This window comes from Mycobacterium sp. 050134, from assembly GCF_036409085.1.
Taxonomy (GTDB): Bacteria; Actinomycetota; Actinomycetes; order Mycobacteriales; family Mycobacteriaceae; genus Mycobacterium.
Genome location: NZ_JAZGLV010000026.1, coordinates 40609 through 52733, shown reverse-complemented (window position 1 = coordinate 52733; position 12125 = coordinate 40609). Strand labels below are relative to the sequence as shown.

Sequence of the window (12125 nt, the reverse complement as noted above, 5' to 3'; positions counted from 1 at the left end):
CAGGAAAGCGATGAGCGACGTCCCCCTACTGCGCAACAAGTCGGGCACAGCCCGCGACCGCAACCCCCGGGAGCCGGTCGAGGACCTCGAGTTCGAGGCCGCGATCGGCCGGAACGTTCGGCAGCTGCGCCTGGCGCAGGGGCTGACGGTCGCCGACATGGCCGCCCGGGTGGGCATCTCGAAGGCGATGCTGTCCAAGATCGAGAACGCGCAGACGTCGTGCAGCCTCGGCACGCTTGCGTTGTTGGCCAAGGGTTTGGACGTCCCGGTCACCAGCCTGTTCCGCGGGGCCGACGTGGAGCGCCCGGCCGCCTTCGTCAAATCCGGAACCGGCGCCCGCATCGCGCGCGCCGGCACGATGGAGGGGCACGAATACCAGCTCCTGGGATCGCTGCGCGGCGAACACAAGCGGCTGGAGTGCCTGCACGTCACGCTGTCGGAAAAAAGCCAGACCTATCCGCTCTTCCAGCACCCGGGCACGGAGTTCATCTACATGCTGGCGGGGATCATGGATTACAGCCACAGCCGCTCGGTCTACCGGTTGCATCCCGGCGATTCGCTGCAGTTCGACGGTGAGGGCGCGCACGGCCCGGTGGACCTGGTCAAGTTACCGATCCGGTTTCTCTCGGTGATCGCGTTCCCCGACTCCCAGGTCTGACGGCGGCTGAAATCTCCGTCATCCCGCCCCGCTTGCCGACGTCGACGCCGGTTCGGCGGCGAGCAGAGCCAGCCGCTCGATGGCCCAGGCGGCTTCGAACTGCGCTGCCGGTTCCAGAATCGAATCGTCGAATGTCGCACGGGGCGAGTGATTGACGGGGGCACCAGACTTCGTCGATCGGCCCGCTCCCAACATCACGAAGGTCCCCGGCACTTGGTCGAGCACCCAGCAGAAGTCCTCGGAAAGGCTATAGGGGCGGTCCAGCGTTCGGATGTGCGGCAGACCGACCACCGCGGCGGCGACCGAGCGTGCGATTTTGGTTTCGGCGGCATCGCACACGGTCGAGATGGTGTCCTGCCGGACACCGATCTCAACGCGGACGCCGTGTGCCGTGGCGATTCCGTGCGCCACGTCATGCACGATCCGCAGCGCGTTTTCTGCGGTCGCCGCCGAGAACGTCCGCAGCGTCCCTCCTGCCATGGCGGTTTCGGCGATGACGTTGTGTTGCCGGCCTGCGGCAAGAATCCCGAAGGTCAGCGTCACCGGCTCGAACATGGAGATGCCCCGACTGAGCGCAACCTGCACCGACGAGACGAATTGTGCCGCGGCGGGTACCGGGTCGACCGCCAGATGCGGGGCTGAGCCATGGCCTCCGCGTCCGCGGAAAGAAGCGGTGACGATGTTCGATCCCGACAGCACCGCACCCGAACCGAATGCGAAGGTGCCCAGCGGCAGGTCGTAACTCAGGACATGTATCCCCAGTGCCGCGTTCACTCGTTGACCGGATGCTTCGAGAACACCTTCGTCCAGCATCAATTGCGCACCGCCGCAGGCTTCTTCACCCGGCTGGAACATGAAGACCACGTCACCGTGCAACTCGTCACGTCGCGCCACCAGTTTCCTGGCCGCGCCGACCAGGGCCGCCATGTGGAGATCGTGACCGCAGGCATGCATCGCGTCACCCGTCGCAGCGAAGGGCAAGCCGGTGGCCTCGGTGATCGGCAGGGCGTCCATGTCGGCGCGGATCAACACCGCCGGCCGCGGTTCGTCACGGTGCGGTCGGGCGCCCCGCAGGACGGCAACTATCGAGCTCAGCGCAGAACCCGTGCGCACGTCCACGCCGAGCCCACTGAGTTCGCGCAGCAGGATCGCCTGTGTCTGGGGAAGGTTGAGGCCGACTTCGGCACACGCGTGCAACTCTCGGCGCAGGGCCCGGAGTGTGACACTCACGATTGCGCAGTCCGGGTGGGCGATTCGCCACGGAGCACGACGGCGCCGGCGCCGGTCGCGATCTCGACCTGGTGTATGCCGCGTCCCTCACCGCGGCACAGCACTGACGGTTCGATTGGCTTACCCGCGAACCAATCGTTGAGGGCGTCTTCCGACTCGCCGATGGTGAGCGATTGCACGCCGTGCGGTGTCACGCGGTGGTCTGCGCGAAGGCCTTGCGGGTGCCCGCTGCCCGCCTCCCGCGCCAAGAGGAATGGCAGGCCGGGTGATTCACGGGCATCCTCCATACCGGCGTGGTCGATGCCGATTCCGCGACGGGTGAGCCGACCGGTGGTCAGACCACGAGTCTGGGCGGTTGCAGCCAGGCAGTCCGCGCTGACCTCGACCGCCCATCCGGCGAACGCCTCGTCCCGCTCGCGTAATGCGGCGAGAACCAGTCGTCCAAACGCATTGCTCTCCGCGAGCTTTCGATCGTGGACGGTAACCAACTCGAGGTAACCCCGCCCGAGCGGAACGATGTAGTTGGCCGTTCCCAGACCGTCATGGACACCGCCTTCCACGGCGACGAGGCCTGCGTGTTTCGCGAGGCTGCGCGCGGAGCGCACCGGCTCGTTGGTGGCAATGATGACGTGGTCAAGCCGCAAGTGCGGGTTACCTTTCTGCGGATCTTTGACGGCCCGGACGCAACAGCGATGGGCGGCTGTACCCTAGACGCCGGTTGCCGCGCCTGCCATCCCGTGGGGGTGGAAGGACGGAGCCGCGACAACCGGCGCAAGGAGCTACTTGTTGTTCGCCTCCTGGATCAGCAAGGCGGCAGTGCGCTTGAGCGCGTCGCGTTGCTTGGTCATGTCGGCGATCGCCCGGCGCAGCTGGTTGAGTTCGTCCCGTTCGCTCACCGCCTCGTCCTCGGCGGCCCTGCGGTCCTGCGCCACCCAGCGGTCCGCGAGATCGGTGTTCAAGCCCGACTCCCTATCCAGGGCGGCAACGACTTTGGCCCGCGCACCGGTCCGGGAGCCCTGGCCATCCCGAGGCGCGTTGACCACGCTCGCCACCGGTCCGCCCAGCGGGGGCATGCCCCCGTACATGCCGCCAAGCGGGTGGGCGGCCGCGCCGCCGAGGTCGGTGATGGGCAGTGCGGTGGCCGCGAGGCGGACCGCCGGCGACGCCCCGGTCCACGCCGGCGGCACCGACAACTTGCCGACCGAGGCCGCCTCCCCCACACCCGCCGACACCCCACTGGACGAACCGACCAGGGTCGACCCCGCGCCCGATCCGCCGGAAACCGAAGACGCCGCGCTGGCCGCCGCTGCGGGCGGCGTCAGGGCTGAGATCAGCGGGTTCCACGCCGTCGCCACCGGAGGCGCGAACGTCAACATGGCGCCGGAGGCGTCGAAGTTGAGCCCCTCTGAGAGGATCTGGGGTCCGACGGTGAGGGTGCTCAGCGAGTTGAACAGCTGCACCGGAGAGCTGTTCAACAGATCGAGAAGCGGGTTGTTGTCCAGGGTGAATCCCGACGACAGCCCTTGCAGCAGATTGGGAACACCGGACAGCGCGGATTGGGCGTTCGACTCGCCCGCCGCGGCGGTGGCTTGGGTGACCGCCGCGCTCTGCGCCGAGTCACCCGTCGGGTTGGTGGTCTGCGGTGGCGTGTCGAACGGCACCAGTCGCGTCGCGGTCGCCGATGCGCCCGCATAGCCGTACATCGCCGCGGCGTCCTGGGCCCACATCTCGGAGTATTGCGCCTCGGTGGCTGCGATCGCCGGAGTGTTCTGGCCCAACAGGTTTGTGGCCACCAACGCCGACAGCAGCGCACGGTTCACCTCGATCACCGGCGGGGGCACCGTGGCCGCGAACGCCGCCTCGTAGGCCGCGACCGCCGACTCCAGCTGACTCGCCGTCTGCTTGGCCTGCCCGGCAGTGGCGCTCATCCACGACACGAATGGCCCGACCGCCGACGTCATCATCATCGAGGACGGACCCACCCACGGTCCGCTCGTCAGCGCGGCAAGCACCTTTTGGTACGAGGTGGCCGCCGAGTTCAACTCCGCGGCCAGGGCCCCCCATGCCGTCGCGGCCATCACCATCGGCGCGGGCCCCGGGCCCGCGTACAAACGACCGGAGTTGATTTCGGGCGGCAGTCCCGCGAAATCCAGAGCGCTGGTCACAGCATCGCCTCCTTGATCAGTCGAGCTGCCGCGTCACGTTCGGTCGCCAGGTCGGCGATCTCCTTGCGCAGCTTGTCCAATTCGTCGCGTTCCTGGCTGCTCAAAGCGCTGGCGACATGGCGGCGGGCCGGTTGCTGCTGCGCTGGCCGACTCGCCGCGGCGCCCTCCCCGGCCTGTTGGTCGCCGGGCAGCGCCGGGACCACCTTCTGGGCCTGGCCCGTCCGGACCCGCGGTTGTTCACCCCGGGGCGCATTGACCAGGCTGCCCACCGGCGGAACGCCCCCGAAGAAGCCGCCCGGCGCAGCAGCGGCTCCGGCCGGCGCCAATCCGTCGAGGCCCGCGGTCGCCAATGGCGACGCGCTGCCGACCAACCGGATCGCGGGCGAGGAAACCCAAGACTCGGGCACCGACAACTTGCCGACCGAGGCCGCCTCCCCCAGGCCCGCCGAAACCGGCCCGCCCGAATAGGAACCGGCGAGCGTGCCCAGCCCGGCCGCGGGTGCGACGTCAGAGGCTGCCGCGACCGCTCCCAGGTCGGGGGCGACATCCGCAGCCGCGGCCGCCGGCAACGCGAGGCTGTACAGGCCACCCAGCAGCGGCGTGATGCCCGACGCGGTGAACAACGGGCCACTGACGACCAGGGTCCAGTTCCCCAAGTTCGTGCTGAAGACGTTGAGGGCCGCGCCGGTGGGCGAGGAAAGGACGGTCTCCAACCACGCGCTTGGATCGAACGCCCCACCCAGACCTAGGCTTTGGAGCGCGCTGGGGACGAAGTTGAGCAGCTGGCTCAGGCCCGAGTCCGCGCTGGGGCCTGCGGCGGAGGCCGCGGCCTGGCTGACCGCGGCGGCCTGGGTTGCGGCGCCGGCCTGGTCGGTGGTTTCGGGCGGCGCGGTGAACGCCGTTAACTTCGTCGCGGTCGCCGAGGCACCGGCATAGCCGTACATCGCCATGGCGTCCTGGGCCCACATCTCGGCGTACTGCGCCTCCGTGGCGGCAATCGCCGGAGTGTTCTGCCCGAGGATGTTGGTCGCCACCAAGGCCGCCAACAAGGCGCGATTCACCTCGATCTCCGCGGGCGGGACGGTGGCGGCAAACGCCGCCTCGTAGGCCGCAACGGCCGATCCCAATTGACTGGCCGTTAACTCGGCCTGGACCGCGGTGGTGCCGACCCAGGCCATATACGGTGCTACCGCCGCCGCCATGGTCATCGAAGACGGGCCCACCCAGGGCCCACCGGTTAGCTCGGAAATCACCCCGTGATAAGAGTTCGCCACTGAGCTCAACTCCGCAGCTAAGCCGTCCCAGGCCGCCGCGGCCGCAACCATCGGCCCCGCGCCCGCCCCCGCATACATCCGCCCAGAATTGATCTCCGGCGGCAACACCGCAAAATCCAACACCGGCTTCCCCATCTGACTAGATTCCTTGCGCCGGGCTTAACACCGTTTGGCAGCAATGATTTTCAGGACACACATGAGTTTGCTCTAGATCAATGTGTTGCAGTCACAGTATGTTTCACGTGTTGCAGCAAAGATGCCATCGGTAACGGCCAGATTAACTTTGATTCACGGCGGCGTCCGCGGCCGACTGAGCCGTTGAATCGTGTTGGTGTTCAACCATTTTGGATAGGCCTAAAATTCTTTCGATCAGCCGATAGATTTTGTATATCATCGCTGCAACAGACGGCGCGGGTCGCTGGATGACGGCTGCCCTCATTTGCCCCGCACGGTAACCCATGTCACCTCTATGGGGCATCGAACTTCGAGGCGCGGCGTGTGCGCAACAGCCCTGGATGGCCCATCGAGATTCCTCCCCCGCTTTTCGCACGGCGAGACACGGGCCTGCTGCGGGACTACGGCAGGACGGCAACGGCCCGGATGGGAGAGCCCGTGCCACCTACGATGTTCAGCGGCAGACCGTAGAACAGGAACCGTGTGTTGACCAGCTGTCCCAGATTCGCCAGATGCTCGGTATTCACCAACCCGTACTTCTTACAGACCATGTGACCGCTGAAGCTGCCGTCAGCGCTGTGGTCGATCGCGCTGCAGTCGGTCCCGATGTTGACCACACCTTTTTTCGCCAGGTACTCGAGCCCGTCCCAGGAAAAGCCGGGGTTGTGGTTGATGTACTGGGGAGTCGGAAAGTGACGATCGCCGTAGTCGAACCAAGCCAGCACGATGTCACCTGGCCTGATCGCCTCGCCCGCCGCGACGAGTTTGTCCTCGGCGCGCCTGACGACGTCCTCGGTTGCCCAGCCCCGAAAGTCGGGATCGGGGTCGATGAACTGAGCTTCAGACATGTCCAGGCAGACCGCCGAGCCCCAGTACATCTCCAACGGAAGCCGGTCGATGGGCATGCCCGCGGGATCGTATTCGACAGTCGCATCGGTGTGTGTTCCCGCGTGCTCACTGATGATCAGATTTCTTGCGTAGAAGCCGATCTCGGTCTGGTGCAGCTCCTTGAAGCGTTCGTGGTCCTGGTTCACCGGGGTGAACGTCTTTTGATGACCGAACCACATGGGCATGCCCTCGTATAGGGGCCGGGTCAGATCGACGATCGTGTGTGGCCGGTCGAGTAATACGCCGCCCAGCAGCGGAGTGCTTGCCGGCGGCGTCGCCACCCGGGATTCCGTCAGCGCACGCCGTTGACCTTCGGCGATCAGTTCGGCTCGGGTGGTCACCGTCATGGGCCTGGCCCTCCTTAGGCTTGACTGTCCAGCGCTCGAAACGACTGGTTGAAATAGAGCAGCGGGTCGTGCTGGGGGCCTGACTTCGACCACCGCACCCCGCCGACCACGAGATCGTGATCGACGATTCGTATGCGCGAGACCACGGTGCAGTCCAGGTTGTACAGCGCGTCGGCGATCTGCGGAGTGGACACCTCGGGGTCCTCACGATGGATCAATATCGCCCGGTCGAGGAATTTCGGTGTGCCGGGCTGGGCCGACGTCGCGGCCAGTTCGGCCTGCGCGGCGGACAGGATGTTGATCCCGAACCGGCCGTGTTCGGCAATGGCCGCGGCCGCGGCCGTCCTCGACTCCAGCGAGCACACCAGCCGGGGCGGATCGGCCGACAGTGACGAGCACGAACTGATCGTCACACCCCAGGGTTGGCCGTCCACTTCTACGGTGATGATGACCACGGCGCTGGCCAGCACCCGCATTGCGGCGATGAAGTTCGGCGTCTGCTCGGATGTGTCGTGCGCGGCGCTCGGGGTAGGCCGACGGCTCTGGTCGCGAGGCGCGTGTCTCATCCCCACCCTCAGGCAATCCCGACATAGTCGCGAACGAGGCGGGCAGCCGAGCTACGGTCGGTCTTGCTGTACACCAAGCCTTTCACGAATGCCGGTGGGGTGGCGTTGACGTTCTCGAACAGCGCAACGCGACCGGCATGGGCACCGCTGAGGAGGTCGAACACGAAGTTGAAGAAGGTGTTCTTCTCGCGCGCGGTGACGCCGGTTCCCGGGAAATACTCGTCCATACGCGGTCCGAATTCTGGGTGATCCCAGACCTTTTCGGGCCAGCGTGCGATCAGCGCCTGACCGCACAGATCCTGAACCTGATAGGTGATGCGCGGGTAGTTCTCGATCGAGTACAGGCGCCCGGCGGTCACGAGACCCGGATTGGGCACCTGGACGCCGTTCCACTCCACCGATTCGTGGATTGTGGCCAGCGCATAGGCTTTCAGTGTTTGCGCGTACAAGGTGACGTCGGCGACGGCGTTCTGCACACCCGGCACCTTGTCGGTGCCCAGAATCTCCGTGATCACCTGTGCCACGCCGGCGAAGATCTCCGCCCGGAAAGCCAGACGCGTCATGATTGACCACAGCGAGAACGCGCAGCTTTCGTAGTACAGCGTCAGCAATTCCAGGTTGTGGGCGCTGAAGACGTATTCGCGCGGCAGAAAGACGTTGTCGAACATGATGATCTGGTCCATCTCCTCTCCGGCATGGTCGAGGGGATGGTCCGCCCGCGCCGAGTGCATGTTCGCGGTGGGTTCGCGCAGCAGCAGAGCGACTCCGGGACTGTTGACCGGGATTGCCGCCCAGATCGCGGCGTCGGCCCCCAGGCCCGCTCCCAGGGTGGTCGACAACGTGAAGAAATGGCCGAGCGCGCCCATGCTCCCGGCCACCTTGGCGCCGTTGAGCACGATTCCGTCGGGGCTTTCATCGACGATCCGGAGCTGCGAGGGCCGCTCGTTACGGGGGATGTTCTTGTCGGACTGCGGATCGGCGATCAGGTCCGTGCTCAGCAGGTTGTGGTCCGCGGACAGCGTCACGAAGTTCCGGATATTCTGCGCGAATGCGGGGTTCTCGGCCTCGATTCGGTCGATCGTGGAGAGAAATCCCAGCGCCATCATGGCGCCATAGTCAACGGGGCGGCCGTAGACACCCATGGTCCGTTTCGTGATGAACTCGGTGCCGGCTTTCTTTGCCAACAGGTGATCCCGCGTCGTCGGCACCTGCCAGCCGACCCCGCGGCGTCCACCGTCCTCTCCGGTGAAGGTCAGGATGTCACGTGATTCCGGCGCGAACTGCGCATCCAGGATCGCGGCGGTCGTCTCGACCGCGCGCAGATCGGGATGGGTAGTGACGTCGGCGATTTCTTCGCCTCGGCAGTCAATGACGCGGCGTCCGTCGCGCAGCGTTTGCTTGTAGAGGTCGCCGGTGAGAAGGTGCGGCTCCGGGCTCTCTTTGAGCGCCTCGACGACCTTGTCGATGCGGAGGCGTTCCGCGTCAATCGGTGCAGACATCGGTGTCGGTCCCTTCGGTGATCACGGCAATGGCTTCGGCCTCGATGAGGAACCCGTCGTACATGAGTCCGGAAACACGCACGGCAGTGCCGCATGGTCCGGGATTCGGCAGGTATTGCATGCGGACGTTGGTCATTTTCGTCCAGTTCTCCTGCACCTCGTCGCCGGTTCCCTCGAAGCAATAGAAGGTGTTCAGCTTGACGACATGGCTCCAGTTGGCGCCGGCCGCGGCCAGCGTTTTGGTGATGTTCTCGAATACGTTCCGGGTCTGGACTTCGATGTCGTCCTCGCCGATGACATTGCCCTGCGCGTCGGCGGACAACTGGCCGCCGATGAAGACCACATTGCCGATCTTCCATCCCTGAGAGAACGGCGTGGGCATATGCCAGCTCCACGTGTCATCGGGCATCAGGCGTTGCCGAACAGCGTTGCTCGGGATGTCAATGCGGGTCATCGGAATTCCTTTCTGTTGGGTGCCGGCGCCATCAGGACGGTGTGTCGGTCGCCGGGCGGTAATGCGGACCCAACAACAGCGATTCCGGTACCGGGCGCCGAAGAGTACCGTCCCGGTGAGGGCCGTCGCGGCGCATGAGGAGGAAGTAATACACCGCGAAGGACACGAAAGTCCCGACAATCCAGGCGATGTCGACACCGTCCAGTCGGCGCGCCACAATCCCGGTGTAGAGGTTTCCGGACATGAAGGGAACTTGCACGAGCACGCCGATCACGTAGGCGACCACGGCCGCGGTGTTGTAGTGCCCGTAGATCCCCCCGTCGGGCCGGAAGAACGACTCGACGTCGTACTCCGCTTTCCTGATCAGGTAATAGTCGACGAGATTTATCACGCTCCACGGGATAAGGAAGTACAGCAGAATTTGGATGAAGTTGCTGTAGCTGACCAGGAAGTCGTCGGAAAACGCAGCGGCGATGTAGACCGACGAAAGCGTCACGATGCCTGCGATCGTGATCCGACTGCCCGCCCCGGGCAGCCAGCTGGTCTTGAACGTCTGAATGGTGGTGGCCACGCACAGCGCGGGCCCATAGAGATTGACGGTGCACGCGTCCAGCGCCCCGAGGAAGAAGACCGCTATGACGAACACTCCGGCGCCGGTGGGCAGCAGGGCATTCAAGCTCTTGAGGCTGCCGTCGGATATCTGGCCGAGTAAGGCCCCGATCACCATCATCGGGATCGCGCCGGCGACCGAGCCGAGATAGGTCGCCCAGAATGCGCCCGACGCCGATACGCCGACGGGAAGGTAACGCGAGTAGTCCGAGACATAAGGGGCATACGCCAGCTGCCAGATGGCGGCCACCGACAGCATCCCCATGAATCCGTGGACGGTGAACTGCCCCGATGTGGCTGCGGGCGAATTGGATACGCCCTGCATGAGCAGGTATGTGAGGCTGATGATCGATGCAACCGCGAACGCCGGCATGAGGAGCCGGTTAACCTTGTGGATCATTTCGTAGCCGAAGACGACCAGTAACAGCGTGATCGTGCCGCTGATGATCAGCGCCGGCGTCGATCCCAACCTCGGGAATATCACCTGCAGCGACGAGGCGGCCAACACGAGGATCGAGGCCAGAAATCCGACATACATCAAGACCACGACCGCCAGCACGAGTAGTGAGCCGCGCAGTCCGAATTGGCCACGGCTCTGCACCATCTGCGGTACGCCGAGCCTCGGGCCCTGAACCGAATGGAGAGCGACGAAGACCGCTCCGATCAGGTTGCCGGTGGCTATGGCCACGATCGTCCACGCCGCGGACAAACCATAGACAGTTGTCCCCAGCACACCCGTCACCAGGGTGAGCGGCATGATCTGCACGCCGAACCAGATCGGAAACAAGGCGCGTGCGCGGCCGCGACGCGCGGCCTGCGGGACCGGAGTAATGGTTACTTGTTCGACTTGCACGGTGCGGGTGGTCGATTCCATCAGACAACTGCCCTTCTGCGCAGAAGTTGAAGTGGCACAGCAAAACCCAGGGTGAAATCGCTGTGTGAAGCGGGCTGAGCCGTTCCGCCCAGGCCGCACATCATCGGTGAGCGTGCAGTTAGGGCGCATCGAAACCCGCATGACCACGCTGCCTTCACGGGTTCCCGGCGTGTACGGCAAGGTTAATTTTGTCCGGTCAACGGGTAAAGCCTGCATAATCCGGATGCAAGCCCCGTAACAAGACGTAAACAACCGATACAACGTCGTTCATATTTAGTTTGGCGAGTGCCCAGCGGCGAAACTGCCGTTGGCGCCATTTCAGATCGTTGGCGGTGTGTTGACCCACACGATCTGGGCCACCTTTGAACCACGATTGCTATAAGAGTGCTCGCGCATGCTGTCGAATGTCATCGCGTCTCCAGCGTGCAGGTCGTACACCTGATTTCCGTCGAGAATCAACTCGATCGAGCCTTTGATGACATAAAGGAACTCTTCGCCGTCGTGTTGCAGAGTTCCTTCGGTGCCGGCTCCGGGTTGGACCGTCACCATCAGCGACTCGAGCACCGAGTCGCCGCTATACAGCTTCTCCCAGGCAAGACCCGGCGTACGCATCGGCAGCAGCACCCGCTCGCCCTTGCGCACCACGAGCGACGCGCTGGGTTCATCGGCCTCCAGCATGCTTGCCAACGTCATCCCGAATGCGCGGGCGAGCTTGTGCAGCGTTCCCACCGAAGGCATCGATTGCCCACGCTCCAAGCTGTTGATCGTCGACACCGCCAAACCTGATCTATTTGCCAGATCCCGCAACGACCACCCTGCTTCGCCACGCAATTCGCGGATACGTTGGCCGATTGCGTTTGCCGGCGAGACCTTATCCGGGAAATGGGCGTTGAGATTAGCCTTTATCGCGGTGGCCGACCACCCTTCCTGGTCAACCAGGCGCTTGAGTTCCCGCAATCGGTCGACTTCGGCCGCCGAATACAACCGGTGGCCCGACGGCGTCCGCCGCGGGTTGAGCAAACCGTCCCTTTCCCACATGCGGATGCGGCTCGGTGACGTGCCGATCAGCTTGGCAACCTCTCCGACGTACCGGGGTCTTTCGACGGACATATGACGCTGCTCTTCGAAGGAATGTTGAAAAATACGGGGCGCACACCAGCCTAACTTCGCGCAGCCGGTGGTGTCCTGCCCGGGCGGCGAACCCCACGGGCGGTTCGCACAGCAACCTTGCGACTGGGCTTACCGATAGAAACACCGCTGCCGGCGCGTGACGCCCGCGGCCACGCAGCAACTCGTACGGCGCTGCGGCCCAGCATGATTGATGTACGGAGTATGCGCCAACGCCGAAACGTGTTCGAAACACCACGATCATCACGGCGATCCAAAC

General features: G+C 64.8%; 11 protein-coding genes. 1 reads left to right on the top strand and 10 read right to left on the bottom strand.

Annotated elements, in window-relative coordinates:
- Window positions 1–10 precede the first annotated feature (10 nt).
- Window positions 11–658, top strand: a complete 648-nt coding sequence (locus tag SKC42_RS23955) for a helix-turn-helix domain-containing protein (RefSeq protein WP_330966728.1) — start codon at window positions 11–13, stop codon at window positions 656–658.
- A gap of 18 nt (window positions 659–676) precedes the next feature.
- Here the strand turns inward: SKC42_RS23955 and SKC42_RS23950 are convergent, their stop codons facing one another.
- The 10 genes from SKC42_RS23950 to SKC42_RS23905 form a co-directional block, all read right to left on the bottom strand.
- Window positions 677–1888, bottom strand: coding sequence for a M20 metallopeptidase family protein (locus tag SKC42_RS23950; protein WP_330966727.1), 1212 nt, complete (start codon window positions 1886–1888; stop codon window positions 677–679).
- A complete protein-coding gene (locus SKC42_RS23945; protein ID WP_330966726.1) occupies window positions 1885–2532 on the bottom strand; it encodes a VOC family protein in 648 nt (215 codons plus the stop codon). The genes SKC42_RS23950 and SKC42_RS23945 overlap by 4 nt, the downstream gene beginning before the upstream one ends.
- 135 nt (window positions 2533–2667) lie before the next feature.
- The gene (locus tag SKC42_RS23940; protein WP_442932238.1) at window positions 2668–4041 is read right to left on the bottom strand and encodes a PPE family protein, SVP subgroup; all 1374 of its coding nucleotides are present in this window, start codon (window positions 4039–4041) and stop codon (window positions 2668–2670) included.
- Window positions 4042–4049: 8 nt separating this feature from the next.
- Window positions 4050–5447 (bottom strand): PPE family protein, SVP subgroup, encoded by a 1398-nt coding sequence (locus SKC42_RS23935; protein ID WP_442932237.1) that lies wholly within the window; start codon window positions 5445–5447, stop codon window positions 4050–4052.
- A gap of 455 nt (window positions 5448–5902) precedes the next feature.
- Window positions 5903–6670 (bottom strand): cyclase family protein, encoded by a 768-nt coding sequence (locus SKC42_RS23930; protein WP_330966723.1) that lies wholly within the window; start codon window positions 6668–6670, stop codon window positions 5903–5905.
- A gap of 80 nt (window positions 6671–6750) precedes the next feature.
- Window positions 6751–7302: a flavin reductase family protein gene (locus SKC42_RS23925; protein WP_330966722.1), complete on the bottom strand. Its 552-nt coding sequence runs from the start codon at window positions 7300–7302 to the stop codon at window positions 6751–6753.
- Between the two features lie 8 nt (window positions 7303–7310).
- A complete protein-coding gene (locus SKC42_RS23920; protein WP_330966721.1) occupies window positions 7311–8801 on the bottom strand; it encodes a 4-hydroxyphenylacetate 3-hydroxylase N-terminal domain-containing protein in 1491 nt (496 codons plus the stop codon).
- Complete coding sequence (locus SKC42_RS23915; RefSeq protein WP_330966720.1) at window positions 8785–9255, bottom strand: RidA family protein; 471 nt, start codon at window positions 9253–9255, stop codon at window positions 8785–8787. Before SKC42_RS23915 ends, SKC42_RS23920 begins: the two co-directional genes overlap by 17 nt.
- A 31-nt stretch (window positions 9256–9286) precedes the next feature.
- The gene (locus SKC42_RS23910) at window positions 9287–10954 is read right to left on the bottom strand and encodes a purine-cytosine permease family protein (RefSeq protein WP_330966719.1); all 1668 of its coding nucleotides are present in this window, start codon (window positions 10952–10954) and stop codon (window positions 9287–9289) included.
- A gap of 102 nt (window positions 10955–11056) precedes the next feature.
- On the bottom strand, window positions 11057–11848 hold the full coding sequence (locus SKC42_RS23905) for a helix-turn-helix domain-containing protein (RefSeq protein ID WP_330966718.1): 792 nt from the start codon (window positions 11846–11848) through the stop codon (window positions 11057–11059).
- Window positions 11849–12125 lie beyond the last annotated feature (277 nt).

Coding starts and splice junctions, on each gene's coding strand:
- SKC42_RS23955 (WP_330966728.1), top strand. CDS start 11: ATGAGCGACGTCCCCCTACTGCGCAACAAGTCGGGCACAGCCCGCGAC.
- SKC42_RS23925 (WP_330966722.1), bottom strand. CDS start 7,302: ATGAGACACGCGCCTCGCGACCAGAGCCGTCGGCCTACCCCGAGCGCC.
- SKC42_RS23920 (WP_330966721.1), bottom strand. CDS start 8,801: ATGTCTGCACCGATTGACGCGGAACGCCTCCGCATCGACAAGGTCGTC.
- SKC42_RS23915 (WP_330966720.1), bottom strand. CDS start 9,255: ATGACCCGCATTGACATCCCGAGCAACGCTGTTCGGCAACGCCTGATG.
- SKC42_RS23910 (WP_330966719.1), bottom strand. CDS start 10,954: ATGCAGGCTTTACCCGTTGACCGGACAAAATTAACCTTGCCGTACACG.
- SKC42_RS23905 (WP_330966718.1), bottom strand. CDS start 11,848: ATGTCCGTCGAAAGACCCCGGTACGTCGGAGAGGTTGCCAAGCTGATC.